A 15,453-nucleotide genomic window follows, 5' to 3' on the forward strand; every position below is an offset into this window, starting at 1 on the left:
CCTCACAAGGGCACCCCGCACTCGGCAGGGTGCAGGTGTGCCTGGTAGTCAAACGTGCGGCTTACAGGCTGTTGCCGAGGGAATGTTCTTCGTCTTCATCGACAGGCGAGTTGCGGCCTGGTTCATCTACCGCCTTGTTGCCCGGCGAGCCTTCATGGTCATCGTCGTGCTCGTCGTGCTTCTCGTCCTTCTCGTGAATATCAGGGTAACCCTCTTCCCCGCTGCCGGGCTCGGCCGGCCCTTGATAGGGGTTATCCGGGTGGTTGTTGTCTTGGACCATGATATGTCTCCTTTCGTGGCACGGTTCATCCGCGCCTGATAGTGGGAGACGGCAACCGCGCTGGAAGTGCCGTCGGCTTGACGAGCGGCATCCTGACTTCGACCAACCACGCGTCGCCTTGTCTTCTGTCGATTCTTTGCTATAGCTAAAGACCTCGCTGATGATCCTGGCAATGGAGTGGCCGTCATGAAGAAGATGAGTGTAAGTCAGCTGACCATGCTGACAGCCGTCAACATGCTGGGGTCCGGCATCGTTCTGTTACCCACGAAACTCGCCGAAGTCGGCGGCATCTCGATTCTCTCCTGGCTGATCACGGCCACCGGCTCCCTGGCCCTGGCCTATGCCTTCGCCCGGTGTGGCATGCTCAGCCGCAAGACCGGCGGCATGGGTGGCTATGCGGAATATACGTTCGGCAAGTCGGGCAACTACATCACCAACTACACGTATGGACTGTCACTGTTGATCGCCAACGTGGCGATCAGCATCACGGCGGTTGGTTATATCCAGACGTTGTTCGGTATCAAACTCGATTCGCTGCAAGTGGGCCTGGCGACCATTGCGCTGCTGTGGATCACCACCTTCGCCAATTTCGGCGGGGCCAACATCACTGGCAAGATCGGCGCGATCACGGTGTGGGGCGTGATTGCCCCGGTCGTATTGGTATCGACGGTCGGCTGGTTCTGGTTCGACAGCAGCACTTATGCGGCGGGCTGGAACCCCCACGACATGCCCTGGTACGAAGCGGCCGGTGCCTCGGTGGCAATCACGCTGTGGGCGTTCCTGGGCCTGGAGTCGGCCTGCGCCAACGGCGATGCCGTGGAAAACCCGGAAAAGAACGTGCCTATCGCCGTGCTCGGCGGGACCCTGGGCGCGGCGGTGATCTACATCGTCTCCACCAACGTCATCGCGGGCATCGTCGGCAATGCCGAGCTGGTGTCCTCTACCGCACCGTTCGGCCTGGTGTTCGCCACGATGTTCACGCCGATGATCGGCAATCTGGTCATGGGCCTGATGGTCCTGGCCTGCATCGGCTCGCTGCTGGGCTGGCAGTTCACGGTCGCACAGGTGTTCAAGAGTTCTGCCGACACCGGTTACTTTTTGCCGATCTTTGCCAAGGTCAACCAGCACGGTGTGCCGATCATCAGCATGCTGGTCCTGCTGGCGATCCAGACGGCCCTGGCCCTGCTGACCATCAGCCCCGACCTGGCCAAGCAGTTCGATACCCTGGTGAACCTGGCGGTGGTTACCAACCTGGTGCCCTACATCCTGTCGATGGCCACCCTGATGACCTTGCAGAAGGTGTCCAACGTACCGGCCAACAAAGCCCTGGTGACCAACATCGTCGCCTGGATCGCAGCGGCCTACAGCTACCTGGCGCTGTATAGCTCGGGCGCCCAGGCGCTGATGCTTGGCGGTGTGGCGACCATCGTCGGCTATACGCTGTTCGGTTTTGTCAACAACCGCCTGATCCGCCTGGAAGCGGTCAACAACAGCGCCCCGACCCAGACCGTCGCCGCCCAGCACATCGTCGGCGAGCCGATTCCCGTGAACGGTCTGCCCCACTCGACATTGAACAGCCCTGCACTGGAGGCACGACCATGACGGAACATAGAAACCTGCTGGGGATGCTGGCACTGCTGGTCAGCAACCAGCCCGACAAACGCACGGTATTCGGCCGGGCGCTGATCCAGCTCATCGCCGATGTGGAAGAGCGCGCGGTCAGCGTGATCACTTCGGAAAGCGTGCGCGACGCCAAGGCCATCCTGAGCACCGACCCGGCGATCCAGTGCGTGCTGCTGAGTTGGGAAATGGACGAGAGCGATCACCACCAGCAGTGCATCGACCTGCTGGTCGCCCTGCGCGAACGCAATACTCGGGTCCCGGTGTTTCTGATCAGCGATCGCAGCACTGCCGCCAATGTGCCGCTGATCGTCATGCAACACGCCGACGATTTCATCTGGCTGCCGGAAGACACCAGCCGCTTTCTCAGTGGGCGGATCATGGCCGCCATCGAGCGCTATCGGCAGGCGGTGTTGCCGCCGATGTTCGGCGCGCTGCTCAAGTTTGCCCGCAGCTATGAATACTCCTGGCATACGCCGGGGCATGCCGGCGGCACGGCGTTTCTGAAGAGCACGGCGGGCCGGGCGTTCTACGAGTTCTTCGGGGAAAACCTGTTGCGTTCCGACCTATCCATCTCGGTGGGCGAGCTGGGCTCCCTGCTCGACCACAGCGGGCCCATCGGCCAGGGCGAGCGCTACGCGGCCAAGGTGTTCGGCGCGCATCGCACCTACTACGTCACCAATGGCTCGTCGATGTCCAACCGGGTGATCCTCATGGCCAGCGTCACCCGCGACCAGATCGCGCTGTGCGACCGCAACTGTCACAAGTCTGCCGAGCACGCGATGACGCTGTCGGGGGCGATTCCGACCTACCTGGTGCCGACGCGCAATCGCTTCGGCATCATCGGTCCGATCCTGCCGCAGACCTTGAGTGCCGACGGGGTGCGCGCGGCGATTGCAGGCAACCCGCTGGTCAAGAGTCACATCGACCCTACGCCGGTGCACGCCATCGTCACCAATTCCACCTACGACGGCCTGACCTATAACGTGACGCGCGTGGAGGAATTGCTCGGGCAAAGCGTCGACCGCCTGCACTTCGACGAGGCCTGGTACGGCTATGCGCGGTTCAATCCGTTGTACAAGGACCGCTTCGCGATGCACGGCAGCCCCGACGATCACGACGCGTCCAAGCCCACGGTGTTCGCCACGCAGTCGACCCACAAGTTGCTCGCAGCATTGTCCCAGGCGTCGATGATCCACGTGCGCAACGGGCGCAATCCGATCCCCCACGGACGCTTCAACGAGTCGTACATGATGCACGCCTCGACCTCGCCCAACTACGCGATCATGGCGTCGTGCGACGTCAGCTCGGCCATGATGGAGGCACCCAGCGGGCAGATTCTCACCAACGAATCCCTTGAGGAGGCCATCGCTTTCCGCCAGGTGATCTCGCGCATGCACAGCGACATGCTCGCCAACGGCGACTGGTTCGTGTCCTGCTGGCAGCCGCCGTCGATAGCGGTCGGCGGTGCCGCCATCGCGTTCCATGAAGTCGACCCGATCAAGCTCAAATCCGACCCCGACTGCTGGGTCCTGCACCCCAACGAAGTCTGGCACGGTTTCGGCGACATCGAAGACGGCTACTGCATGCTCGACCCGATCAAGGTGTCGATCCTGAGCCCGGGCATGGGCGACGACGGCGAGCTTCTGGATTTCGGCGTACCGGCGTGCGTGATCAGCGCGTATCTGGGCCGGCAGGGCATCGTGGTCGAGAAGACCACCGACTTCACCCTGCTCTTCCTGTTCTCCATCGGTATCACCAAAGGCAAGTGGGGCACCTTGGTGAATGCGCTGCTGGACTTCAAGCGCGATTACGATGCCAACCTGGAGCTGGAGTTGTGCCTGCCCGACCTGCTTGCTGCCACCCAACAGCGCTACAGCGGCATGGGCCTGCGCGATCTGGCCGAAGAAATTTTCGCGGCAATGAAGGAAACCCGCACCACTGCAGCCATGGCCGCGGCCTTTGGCATGCTGCCCAAGGCCGAATTCAGCCCGGTGGAAGCCTACGAGAAGCTGGTCAGGAACGAAGTGGAACAGGTCACTCTGGAGAACGCAGCCGGACGCATCGCCGCCACAGGCATAGTGCCCTACCCGCCTGGCATTCCGTTGCTAATGCCTGGAGAAAACGCCGGCGCCGCCGATGGACCGCTGCTGGCCTACCTGCGGGCTCTGGAGAGCTTCGACCGGTCATTCCCGGGGTTTACCCATGACACCCATGGCATTGAAAGCGATGGGGGGGAGTATCGGTTGTTGGTGCTCAAGTGAGGATGCATCTGCCGGGGGAATTGACTGTCGGGCGCCGTACAACTGCTGCCATACCTATGCGACAATACGCACAATGTCCGGTTTGAATTCCCCGCGTATCGCCCAGCAGTTCGGCCACCGAAACCATCGCTCCCCAAGTTATTGATAGGTAAGCTCCTTGATCTCCACCGCTAACATCACCATGCAGTCTTAAGTGGTTGCTGACGTTAGCTGTTGATCAATGTTTTCGGGCATTTCCCGCTCCCCAGCGCTCGTGAGGCATCAACAAAAAGCCGCCATTGGTATCAGAATTGGTATCAGATGACATTGCCGAGCCCTATGCCGATTATGCATACGGCCTTCGCTTGTGACCAATGGAATCTGTAGCCATTTGTAGGCTTCAAGCCATTGTTCCGTTACCGCGAAGCATCGTAGTGAACCTACAAGCGTACTGGTATTGATGCGACAAATATCGTTGCGTCTTTGTTGGAGGTTACGCTCAACGTACCACCATGAGCTTCAGCAACCTGCGAGCATATATATAGGCCCAGCCCAAGGCCCTCTGTGTGACTGTCACGGTCGGTACGCGTAAAAGGCTCGAAAAGAGATCCAAGCAACGTATCTGGGATTGGCTGCCCCCCGTTGATGCAGCTCAGCACCAACATTCCCTCATCGATGCGCCCCTTTAGCACAATTGCCCCTCCTTTTTGACCATGCGCTACTGCGTTGGTCAAGAGGTTGGAAACCAGCTGACTAATCCTGCCGACATCACATAACAATGCAGTAGCGCCCTCATAGTCAAACGTGATATTTGCTTCCGGATGGGCCAAACGGACCTCCTGAACAACAGCTCCAAGCACATCAAAAATGTCGTCTGCTCGACGGAGATTCATTACGACATCACCTCCTAGCTGACAGCGTGTGAAGTCCAAAATGTCCTCTATCAATGCGGCCATGCGTGCCGCGCTTAACCGAATACCTTCGGCCAGCAGCAAACGTCGGCTCTCCGAAATGTTCGCGCGTAGCGCATCTGCGCTGAGCCTTACGGCGCTAAGCGGGGTACGGAGGTCATGCCCTAGAACCGCAATGAATTGTTCGCGGAGCCGGCCAAGCTCGGTTGATGCAACGAGTTGAGATTCACTTTGTTCAAGGCGATCGTGCAAACTCAAATTCACGGCGATTAGCTGAGCGAAAAGCTCAAGCGTATTTATAGCCGACTGCTTATTCAAGGTAATGGGCATTACGTCCAGCGCACATAGGGTTCCAAATAGCTCCCCATTGGCAGTAATGATGGGAATGGAAATATGGCTTTGTACGGCAGGCAAATCGCTCGGCGCCACCGCTTCGTATCCTAAACGAGACAATTCAGCAAAACCGCTACCGAACACCAATGATCTGCGCAGATCATGCACTTGGCCGCATAAAGTCTCTGCTGTAAGACGTTCGCTACCAACGGCCAACTCCAATCCAATCGAGTCATCGACCGCACAAGCCACCCATCGACTCGTGGTCACCCTGGCAACAGCTGCGAAGCGCAAACCTGTGGTCGCTTTCACCAAGCTCAGAATCAAAGGAATGCTCTCCATCTTTCCGATAGAAGCGATATCGATTTCAAATTCTGATGTTGACATCCGATCCTAGATCCTGATTTTAGAGAAAAGAAGGTGAAGATTATGCAGATTGTACAGCTGCGGCCTTAGGATGGCTTATCTACCGACGCATTCACCCTGCACATCCAAACCCCACGGCAAGGACCTGTTTGCGTCATTGACGACAGAACCAGTTCATCCAAGGGCGTCAGCTCATCCTGAACTCGCTTCGCTGAACCCAAAATCGTCCACTGCAGGTTGCATCCGCTGCTCACAGATTCCTCAATCGCCCCTTCCGGCGCATCGAGCATGCACCACAACTCATGATTGTTGACTAAAATCTAACCGCAGGGAATGTTCGTGAACGCTGGCAGTCAATGTCGTATCTCCTTCGAAAATGACCTCCTATGAACACTATCATTCTCGTTGAAGACGAGCAGCCGGTCCGTGATCTTCTCTTCGAGTTCCTCCAAGATCTAGGCTACCAAGTTCACGTCTTTGAGACAGCAGACCAGGCCTGGCTGCACATCCAGCAGAGGCCCTACCCAGTGCAGCTGCTAATTACAGACTTGTGTATGCCTGGGAAGATGGACGGAATGGATCTGGTGCGTAAGCTTCAAGCGACTCAACCTGAGAGTCCGATCGTCGTCATGTCAGGCTATCACCCACGAGCGGATTCGCTGAGAAGTGATGATGTTCACTGGCTTGCAAAGCCTTTTTCCCTGCAATGTCTCGAGACGTTTTGTCGGAAGATCTTTTCTTCTGATCGGCAAGTCTAGGGATCCTCCGATTCGCGATTCCAAGAGCTAGGCCCTCAAGGTAGCTACCGCCAAACCAGGAGCGTAAATGGCTAAGCATTCCAACCGCGTGACCGACAACTTTACCGGTGACATAAGCGCATCTGATCACAATATCTTCTTCGCAGCCGTCGAAACCACGCGCATGCCGATGACGATTACGGATCCAAAGAGGCCTGATAATCCCATCATTTTTGCCAACAATGCCTTCATAGACATGACTGGCTACTCCCGTGAGGAAATTGTTGGTCGTAACTGTCGATTTCTTCAGGGTGCTGAAACGGACCGACAGATCATCGGACAGGTGAGAAAAGCGATTGAAGACAGGCGGGAGATAGCCGTCGAGGTAGTGAATTACAAGAAAGATGGCACCTCATTTTGGAATGCGCTGTTTATCTCGCCGGTTTACAACGAGTCAGGCGACCTAATCTATTTCTTCGCATCACAGCTCGACGTGAGCAGACGTCGTGATGCTGAGGACGGGCTGCGTCAATCGCAAAAAATGGAAGCACTAGGCCAACTGACGGGTGGAATAGCCCATGACTTCAATAATTTGCTGCAGGTCATGGTGGGATACCTAGACATGATCCAGCGCTCCGCTGATAAGCCAGAGATCGACCGTCAGCGGCTTAAACGCAATGCTACTCAGGCACGGGATGCCACGGAGCGAGCCACTACCCTCACCCAGCAGCTATTGGCATTTTCACGCAAGCAAAAGCTGCAGGGGCGCGTTATCAACCTGAATACGCTTATCATATCTTTCGAGGAAACTGCAGAGCGCACGTTGGTCGATACGCAGATCCGCTATGACCTTGCGAAAGACCTCTGGAACTCGAGATTAGACCCGACCCAGACCGAAGTGGCGCTGCTCAACATTTACATCAATGCTCGAGACGCTATGGAGGGACAGGATGCTCGGATGTTGTCCGTTGAAACCCGTAACGTGACGCTGAGCAAAAACTCGTCTTATGAGGGCCTCGTGCCTGGTCGCTATGTCAGCGTCGCCATTACCGATAATGGCCGAGGAATGCCGGAGTCCATCCTAAACAGAGTGATGGACCCCTTCTTCACTACCAAGGAAGAGGGCAAAGGCTCAGGCCTGGGGCTTTCGATGGTTTACGGCTTCGTAAAACAGTCTGGTGGCGTGGCTCGGATTTATTCCGAAGAAGGGATCGGAACGACTATCCGTATGTATTTTCCGGCAGATGATAGTCAGCTCCACACGCTAGCAGCGGCCGAGGAAATTCACGTTCATCAAGGTCATGAGCGGGTACTAGTCGTTGAAGACCGTCCGGATGTCGCGGATCTTGCGCAAGCTGTGCTTGAGGAATACGGCTACGAGTGCGATATCGCCTACAGCGGAAAGGAAGCTTTGGAACGTATGGAGAGCGCTGCTTACGATGTATTGTTCACGGATCTCATCATGCCGGGCGGCATGAATGGAGTGATGTTGGCCAGGGAAGCGAAGCGCCGGTACCCAAATATCAAGGTGCTCCTGACCACGGGCTACTCTGAGAACTCTCTGGAGCGCACAGATGCCGGAGGTGGTGATTTTTTGGTAATTGCCAAGCCGTACATCCCTAGCGATCTAGCCAAGAAGATCCGACAGGCCATCGAAGGGCCGAACGGAATAACCTGAGCCCTCTGACGGGGTGTGCGCACTCCGCCGACAGGCGTAACGCCTATGATCACCTGCCCTTTTTTGCTCCCGCGCCCCTGTCGAAGATAAGTAGGTCACCATCGAAAATCCCGGCGCGAATAATGTTGTCACCGGCCACGCGATCCAGGTAGGTGCCATGCGCGCATGCACAACAGGTCGTCAATGGAGATATCGAAGTGTTCGGGTTGGAATGGCGTCCATGGCTTGGCTCATGCGCTGTACATATGGACAGCGCGACCGATTTGCAGACAGGCGGTTTTCAATCCTTGAGCTATAGGTAGGCAAGCACAGCTATGCTGACACGTCCTCGTGGAGGTGACTATGGCAGGGCTTGGTCTGAGGTTGGTTGCTAGCGACTACGATCTGAAGGAATGGAATTTAAGTTGGAGCATTCAAGCTGATCATCTCGAGTGCAGATATTGTGGGTGGGCGCAGTTGTAGTGGTCTAATGAAACCGGACACCCATTTAGGCGAGAATATCGCCAGAACGAGGTGTCAGATGACCAAACAACGCCGTACCTTTTCCCCTGAATTCAAACGCGAGGCTGCCGACCTCGTTCTTAAGCAGGATTACAGCTTCATTGAGGCCAGCCGCTCGCTTGGTGTCGGCGAGTCGGCTTTGCGCCGATGGGTCGACCAGGTGCAGCAAGAACGCACGGGCGTCACCCCGCAGAGCAAAGCGCTGACCCCGGAGCAGCAGAAAATCCAAGAGCTGGAAGCCCGAATTGCTCGCCTTGAGCGGGAAAAATCAATCTTAAAAAAGGCTACCGCGCTCTTGATGTCGGAAGATCTCGAGCGTTCGCGCTGATTGACCAGTTGAGCATCCACGAGCCGGTTGATTGGCTGTGCAAGGTGTTTGAAGTGACCCGCTCGTGCTACTACGCTCGGCGTCTCAGGCGCCGCACACCGGATGTAGAACGCCTTCGATTGCGCAGTCGGGTGAACGAGTTGTTCACCCAAGGCCGCAGTGCTCCCGGTAGCCGTAGCATCATGGCCATGATGCAGGACGACGGTGAGCAGATCGGGCGATTCAAGGTACGCAGCCTGATGCGCGAGCTGGAGTTGGTCAGCAAACAACCGGGATCGCATGCTTACAAAAAGGCGAAGGTCGAGCGGCCCGACATCCCTAATGTTTTGAACCGGGAGTTTGATGTGTCCGCTCCTGACCACGTCTGGTGTGGCGATATCACTTACATCTGGGCTCAAGGGAAATGGCAGTATCTGGCGGTTGTGCTAGATCTTTTTGCCCGCCGTGTTGTGGGCTGGGCGTTGTCGGGAAAGCCGGATGCCGACTTGGTCATCAAGGCCTTGGACATGGCTTACGAGCAGCGAGGGAAGCCTCAAGGTCTGCTGTTCCACTCCGACCAGGGCTCGCAATATGGAAGCCGGAGTTTTCGCCAGCGCCTTTGGCGATATCGCATGCGTCAGAGCATGAGCCGGCGAGGAAATTGTTGGGATAATGCGCCGATGGAGCGGGTGTTCAGGAGCCTGAAAACCGAGTGGATACCGACCATGGGCTACACGACGGTCCAACAAGCTCAGCGGGATATCAGCCATTTTTTGATGCACAGGTACAACTGGATTCGACCGCACCAATTTAATGGTGGGCTGCCACCGGCTCAGGCCGAGAAAAAACTTAACGTCGTGTCCGGGATCAGTTGACCACTACACCCTGTCTTCTTCAACGCCCTAGCGACTGCGATCCTCTTTAAGCAGTTTGCTTGCATATTGAGATGCTTCCGCGCCCTTCTCGAATATCTAGAGGATACCATCACGGCTGTCTGACAAAGCCAAAAAGTAACCTTTTCTGTGTTTTTGCAAACGGAAATACGGGGCTTGCAGCCTGGGTCTTGGGCAACCATCCGACTCAAGACGCACAGGAACCTAAATCATATGCTCCTTGAGGAGCCTTTTTAAATCAAGCGTTTACGCCGCCCGCAATCGGTCACGCTGTCTCATAAATGCTCACCTTGTTCACGCTGTGAACTGGCGTGACTCACGTTTTGGTCACGCTGCATATTTCCCTCCTCCGGCGTTCTGCCGACCAAACACCCCTCACCCCTGCACCATCCATCGAACGAGCCTTGAGCAATCCGCCCAACCTCGAATACTGTACGCGCATACAGTACTTGCGAGCGGCAATATGGAAATCGAAGACGAAGAGTTCGGATGCCTTGGCATACCCACCGAAGCCCAGATATGGAAGCAGCAGGCCGCCCTGGTCCAAGCAGAGTATGAGCAAGTAGCCGCCGATCTGCGCCAGGCGCGAGCGAACATCCTGAAGCTGGTGGACATTCACGCCATCACCGCGCGCGAGCGCGACCAGGCTCTGCACCTGCTGGCGTCCTATAAGCGTGACCTTTCCGCCGCTCACGTCGAGCTGTCGGCCATTGGCAACAAGATGCGCGGCATGCAGATGGCCGCTCGGCAAGCAGCTGAGATTCCCTATCCCTTCCCCGAAACGTCTGCAGCGCCAGATCGGTCACCAGCCGAGCCCACTAGCGCAGAGCACCAGCGCTCACTATGCTTGGACCAGGACAACGGAGGCGCATATGGATACGCTGGAATGGCTGAACCTTACACCCAAGCTGAGTGACATCGACACCTGGGCAAAGCTCTGGTCCGTGCACGATGACCCCTTCCCTCACATTCGCTGCAGAACCTGCGACGGGTACCAGCAGCTTCGCGACTCAAGCAAGCCGTTCGTGCACAGTCCGACTTGCAAGCTGATGGGCGGTCAGAGCAGATTCCCGTGGCGCGATCTGCTGTGGATCGTTGGAAACAGTTCTGGGAATGACCTGTAGGAGGTTCCCAACCAGATTCGGTTGGCGAAAAAGGCGCATTAAAACTCCCGTTCGTTTTGCACGCCGAGCAGTTCGCAATGTTGTCTATGTAGGGCCGTCGCGTAGGCTGCGGCTTCTACTCCAGTACTGAAATATGTCACAGCGCCGTCGTAGCTGGTCACCTCATAGGCATAGGGGCTGTCTCCTTGCCTGAGGCAGGCAGGTAATATCTCGGCGCTGAGCGTTCGGACTGAAACAAGCATGTTGCTGGTCCAAGGTTTTCCGGCGCGACATCCTAGACTATCTGCATACGAGCGAATACTGATAGCAGATGGAATGCACGCCAACATTTTAGCAACGGACAGGGCTAGCCCGAGAGCCCTGTCAAGCTTTTGTCACATCAGTTGAACCATTGATAGGTTGAGATGCCTATGTAGCACCCATTCCCTGGATCACCACCGTGAATACTGTCCATTTGCTCAATTGGCACCATGCTTGGCTGCTGAAAGGAGACATGCTGTATTGCCGGCAATGTGGCGCGGGGCAGCCTGAAGAACTCGGTGACACAGTGTTTCAACATTCGGCGCATTGCTCTGCACAGGAGCTGCACCTACAACCTTGGAAGCATCTCAAGCATATAGTCGATACCGATGGCGAATAGCTTCCAATCCGCTTTAACGGCTGCGCTGATCGCTCACCCACCACATTAGTAAGCGTTCAGCAAACTCACACTGAATTGGATGTGATTTCGAGCCTTTCAGCCCCACTCACCTCAAAGTCTTCCACAGTCCGTAAGAAAACCTCGAGAGATCGAGAAATAAATTTTTCGCGGTGATGCACGATGTGGAGCTGTCGCTTATGAGGCGGCAGGTCATGATTCAACAACCTCAGCTTACCTTCCGCGATTGCATCGCTCACTACCCAGTAAGACAAACAGCTTATTCCGATTCCAGAAACGACCATTCGCTTAATGGCTTCGGAGCTACCGATCCGGCGAGCGTCGCTCCAGTCGCCAAGGTAGGGAAGTAGCCATTGAAGCACCTCATCAGCAGTTCCTGAGCCGTCCTCGCGAATCAGCCAGGTAGCGGCATTGAGGTCGTCTGAAGTCAGCTTTTCCTGAGCGGCAAGGGGATGATTTGAGGCTGCGATGATCACCAGTTCGTCCTCAAACCATGGACGAATCGTCAGCTCGGGTTGGCGGCACGGCCCCTCAATCAGGCCGATATCAATCGAAAGCTGTGCGGCTTGCTTGGCGATATCTGCACTGTTGCCCATGATGACATCGACTTGAATGCCCGGCGCTCGCGCAGCCAAACGTTCGATCAGCAGGGGCATGATGTAATTGCCAATTGTAGTGCTGCAACCGATCCTCATCCGAGCCGTCGTGTCCGTTTGAAAAACTTCTTCAATTTGAGCCGCCGCTTCAAGCAGCCGGATGGCCTGAGGTAGAAGCGTTTGCCCATTGTCATTCAGCACGAGGCGTCTGCCGACCCGATCAAATAACTGGATGCCCAGTGCGCCTTCCAATTCCTGGAGGGCTGCGCTCGTAGCTGACTGGGACAAAGCAAGTGACAGACTCGCCCGGGTCGTCGAGCCGAGTTGAGCGATGCTTCGAAAAATGTCGAGCTGGCGGAGAGTCAGCTTCACGAAGTTACCTATTAAGTGGGTATGACATAGAGAAATTACCCGTTTTCCTAGATAAATACACCCCGCTATTCTGTAGGCACTGCTCCGATGAAGTACGCCGTGGAGGCACCATGCGAGACATCAGCTTGTCAAAAGTAATGCAAGGAGGGCTACCGCTGTCGGCGCTCTCAAATCCAAGGGAAGCGATCCGGCAGTTCACCCCGAACTGGTTCGCCGCCACGATGGGGACGGGCATTCTGGCCCTGGCATTAGGACAGCTTCCAGGAGATATCGCGCTGCTGTCATACGCGGGAAAAGCACTTTGGCTGTTCAACATTGTGCTTTTCAGTGCCTTTACGCTTATGTACGCGGCACGTTGGGTTTTCTTCTTCAACGAAGCCAAGCAAATCTTCGGTCATTCAACCGTCTCTATGTTTTTCGGCACGATACCGATGGGGCTGGCAACCATCATCAACGGCTTGATGCAGTATGGCGTACCGACCTGGGGTGATGCCCTAATACCATTAGCCCATGGCCTGTGGTGGTTAGATGTCGCCATGGCACTGGCATGCGGTGTTCTCATTCCATTCATGATGTTCACGCGGCAAGAGCACAGCATCGACCAGATGACTGCTGTGTGGTTACTTCCCGTTGTCGCTGCGGAAGTCGCTGCCGCCAGTGGTGGGGTGATCGCTCCACATTTAGCCGACGCGAGCGCGCAGTTCAATATGCTGATTACCAGCTACGTGCTGTGGGCCTATTCCGTCCCTGTAGCCTTGAGCATTCTGGTGATCCTGGTGCTACGCCTGGCGCTTCATAAACTGCCTCACGAGAACATGGCTGCATCATCGTGGTTATCGCTGGGGCCTATTGGAACAGGAGCGCTGGGCATGCTGGTTATCGGCGGCGACGCCCCTGCCATCTTTGCCGCTCACGGCATGGCTAATGTTGGAGCCGTGGCAGCAGGGATTGGCCTGATCGCGGGCATTTTGTTCTGGGGCCTTGGCTTGTGGTGGATGCTCTTGGCACTGCTTATCACTGCTCGATATGCGAAAGTTGGTATTCCATTCAACCTGGGCTGGTGGGGCTTCACATTTCCTTTAGGCGTCTACGCTGTGACCACCCTGAGATTGGGCGTGATCTTGGACTTGGCATTTTTTGAAGTTCTGGGTGTGATTTTGGTGTTGATGTTGGCGGTAATGTGGTTGGTGGTGGCGGCGAAGACCACCATAGGTGCTTACCGAGGGAATCTGTTCGTATCCCCCTGCATCGCTTTTCTCAAGGCAAAGCAGGCCCAGCGTTAATTAAAATCATCTAGCCGCCTCGATGCCGGCGACAGTGTCGCAACGATGGCCTTGGCCGCGTTGAGATTTGTACACACTGAACGCAGGCTCGGGTGTGGCATTTCGAACAGGCCCAGGTGACCGCCTGTTACTTCATGAATCGGGGTCAAACTTGCTCATTTTTGGTTCGTCCTCCTCGACTTTTTTCGGGGCGCTCACGGCGTTGCGCTGAGAATGAAATTTATTGATGTCCGAAAGACGGATATCAGTCGGTAGGGTATGGCGGTGTTTGCTGTGGCCCACGCGCTGGGCGTGATAAATCCCGGTATGGCCGGACACCAGATAACTGGCGATGCAGGCAATCGCGGCAAGTGGGGCAATCTCTGGGCCGAACAGCTCCATGGCCATGACGATGGTCGCTAGTGGTGTGTTGGCGGCGCCCGCGAAGACTGCGACGAAGCCGATACCGGCGAGCATCGAGAATGGGAGGTGTAGCAGCGGCGCAAGCGCGTTGCCCAGCGTCGCGCCGATGTAGAACAGCGGCGTGACCTCGCCACCTTTGAAGCCTGTGCCGAGTGATGCGACGGTAAACGCGAGTTTGCCGAACCAGTCCCATGGCGCAACGGGGGCGGCAAAGGACTGGACGATGCTCGGAATGCCTAGGCCGACGTACTGATAGGCATCCAATACCCACACCGCCGTGGCCACCATTATCCCGCCGAGAACAGGGCGCAAAGGCGAATAGGGAATCAGCTTTTTTATCCACGCCCCGAGGGTATGGGTGGCTGTGGCGAACAGCAGCCCCGCGAGTCCGAACACGATGCCTGCGACAACCATTGCCACCACTGTCCAGAACTGCACGGGCGCGATCTCGCCGATGACGTAGTGGGTGTGCACGACGCCCCAGAGCAGCCCGACTTGATCGGCGACGATAGCGGCGACCATGCATGGGAACAACGCGTCGTAGCGCATGCGGCCAATGGCGAGCACTTCAAGGCCGAACAATGCTCCCGCCAGCGGGGTGCCGAAGACCGAAGCGAAGCCTGCGCTGATGCCTGCCATGAGCATGATTCGGCGATCTTCGGAGCGCAGTCGGAACAGGTGGGTTATCTGATCGGCCAGAGCACCGCCCATTTGCACGGCGGTGCCTTCGCGTCCGACCGATGCGCCAAATAGATGCGAAATTAGCGTACCCGCAAGCACCAGAGGCACCATGCGCAGCGGCACGGTTTGCTTCGGGTCGTGAATCTCGTCGATCAGCAGGTTGTTGCCTGCGTCTACCGGCTTGCCAATCAGGTGGTAAACCAGCCCTACAGCAAAGCCTGCCAGCGGCAGCAGCCAGATCGCCCAGCGGTGGGTCTCGCGCCATTGAGTGGCGTGATCGAGGGAGAACAGAAATAGCGCGGATGCCGATCCCGCCAAAAGTGCCACGGCGCTGGCAAGTACCAGCCATTTCCCGATGTAGGGAAGCAGGACGAGTTGTTCAGGTTTTCGGAGTTTTGACATGGGGTCGGCCACACAAAGAAAGTGAGCCTGACCAAAAAGGGATATTTCGCGCGAACGCCTACAGCC

The 15,453-nt window shown here is 56.6% G+C and carries 11 protein-coding genes; 7 read left to right on the forward strand and 4 right to left on the reverse strand.

The annotated features are described in order from the left end of the window. Nucleotides 1-61: 61 nt before the first annotated feature. A complete protein-coding gene (locus IFT76_RS01910; RefSeq protein WP_122478457.1) occupies nt 62-280 on the reverse strand; it encodes a hypothetical protein in 219 nt (72 codons plus the stop codon). 177 nt (nt 281-457) lie between these two features. Here IFT76_RS01910 and potE point away from each other — a divergent pair, with 177 nt between their 5' ends. Together potE and IFT76_RS01920 are read left to right on the forward strand one after the other, a co-directional pair. After that, on the forward strand, nt 458-1,882 hold the full coding sequence (potE, locus tag IFT76_RS01915; RefSeq protein WP_192057236.1) for a putrescine-ornithine antiporter: 1,425 nt from the start codon (nt 458-460) through the stop codon (nt 1,880-1,882). After that, nucleotides 1,879-4,164, forward strand: coding sequence for an Orn/Lys/Arg family decarboxylase (locus IFT76_RS01920; protein WP_192057237.1), 2,286 nt, complete (start codon nt 1,879-1,881; stop codon nt 4,162-4,164). The genes potE and IFT76_RS01920 overlap by 4 nt, the downstream gene beginning before the upstream one ends. Before the next feature lie 419 nt (nt 4,165-4,583). Here IFT76_RS01920 and IFT76_RS01925 read toward each other — a convergent pair whose 3' ends face one another. Next, complete coding sequence (locus tag IFT76_RS01925; RefSeq protein ID WP_192057238.1) at nt 4,584-5,774, reverse strand: sensor histidine kinase; 1,191 nt, start codon at nt 5,772-5,774, stop codon at nt 4,584-4,586. Between the two features lie 365 nt (nt 5,775-6,139). Here IFT76_RS01925 and IFT76_RS01930 point away from each other — a divergent pair, with 365 nt between their 5' ends. The 4 genes from IFT76_RS01930 (at nt 6,140) to IFT76_RS01945 (ending at nt 10,785) form a co-directional block, all read left to right on the forward strand. Then, nucleotides 6,140-6,511 carry a response regulator gene (locus IFT76_RS01930; protein ID WP_192057239.1) on the forward strand — a complete coding sequence of 124 codons (372 nt, stop codon included), beginning with the start codon at nt 6,140-6,142 and terminating at the stop codon, nt 6,509-6,511. A gap of 67 nt (nt 6,512-6,578) precedes the next feature. After that, nucleotides 6,579-8,168, forward strand: coding sequence for a histidine kinase famiy protein (locus IFT76_RS01935; protein ID WP_043189005.1), 1,590 nt, complete (start codon nt 6,579-6,581; stop codon nt 8,166-8,168). Between the two features lie 520 nt (nt 8,169-8,688). Continuing rightward, nucleotides 8,689-9,851 (forward strand): IS3 family transposase gene (locus tag IFT76_RS01940; RefSeq protein WP_192057240.1). Its coding sequence is split into 2 segments (ribosomal slippage): nt 8,689-8,941 and nt 8,941-9,851, totalling 1,164 coding nucleotides; the frame shifts between segments, so codons are not numbered across the junction. A gap of 481 nt (nt 9,852-10,332) precedes the next feature. Further along, nucleotides 10,333-10,785 (forward strand): hypothetical protein, encoded by a 453-nt coding sequence (locus IFT76_RS01945; protein ID WP_192057241.1) that lies wholly within the window; start codon nt 10,333-10,335, stop codon nt 10,783-10,785. Between the two features lie 913 nt (nt 10,786-11,698). On the opposite strand, the gene IFT76_RS01950 is transcribed toward IFT76_RS01945, so the two are convergent. Next, entirely contained in the window at nt 11,699-12,619 is a 921-nt protein-coding gene (locus tag IFT76_RS01950) for a LysR family transcriptional regulator (RefSeq protein WP_192057242.1), read from the reverse strand. A gap of 110 nt (nt 12,620-12,729) precedes the next feature. Between IFT76_RS01950 and IFT76_RS01955 the strand changes: the two genes are divergently transcribed. Next, nucleotides 12,730-13,902: a TDT family transporter gene (locus IFT76_RS01955; protein ID WP_192057243.1), complete on the forward strand. Its 1,173-nt coding sequence runs from the start codon at nt 12,730-12,732 to the stop codon at nt 13,900-13,902. 132 nt (nt 13,903-14,034) lie between these two features. Here IFT76_RS01955 and IFT76_RS01960 read toward each other — a convergent pair whose 3' ends face one another. Continuing rightward, nucleotides 14,035-15,387, reverse strand: a complete 1,353-nt coding sequence (locus IFT76_RS01960) for a voltage-gated chloride channel family protein (protein ID WP_192057244.1) — start codon at nt 15,385-15,387, stop codon at nt 14,035-14,037. Between the last annotated feature and the right edge of the window lie 66 nt (nt 15,388-15,453).

Origin of the sequence: Pseudomonas sp. CFBP 13727 (genome assembly GCF_014841915.1) — a bacterium.
GTDB classification, from domain to species: domain Bacteria; phylum Pseudomonadota; class Gammaproteobacteria; order Pseudomonadales; family Pseudomonadaceae; genus Aquipseudomonas; species Aquipseudomonas baltica.

Bases quoted from the DNA above. Each gene is read 5' to 3' on its own strand.
- IFT76_RS01910 (WP_122478457.1), bottom strand. From the start codon at position 280: ATGGTCCAAGACAACAACCACCCGGATAACCCCTATCAAGGGCCGGCC.
- IFT76_RS01920 (WP_192057237.1), top strand. From the start codon at position 1,879: ATGACGGAACATAGAAACCTGCTGGGGATGCTGGCACTGCTGGTCAGC.
- IFT76_RS01925 (WP_192057238.1), bottom strand. From the start codon at position 5,774: ATGTCAACATCAGAATTTGAAATCGATATCGCTTCTATCGGAAAGATG.
- IFT76_RS01930 (WP_192057239.1), top strand. From the start codon at position 6,140: ATGAACACTATCATTCTCGTTGAAGACGAGCAGCCGGTCCGTGATCTT.
- IFT76_RS01935 (WP_043189005.1), top strand. From the start codon at position 6,579: ATGGCTAAGCATTCCAACCGCGTGACCGACAACTTTACCGGTGACATA.
- IFT76_RS01945 (WP_192057241.1), top strand. From the start codon at position 10,333: ATGGAAATCGAAGACGAAGAGTTCGGATGCCTTGGCATACCCACCGAA.
- IFT76_RS01955 (WP_192057243.1), top strand. From the start codon at position 12,730: ATGCGAGACATCAGCTTGTCAAAAGTAATGCAAGGAGGGCTACCGCTG.
- IFT76_RS01960 (WP_192057244.1), bottom strand. From the start codon at position 15,387: ATGTCAAAACTCCGAAAACCTGAACAACTCGTCCTGCTTCCCTACATC.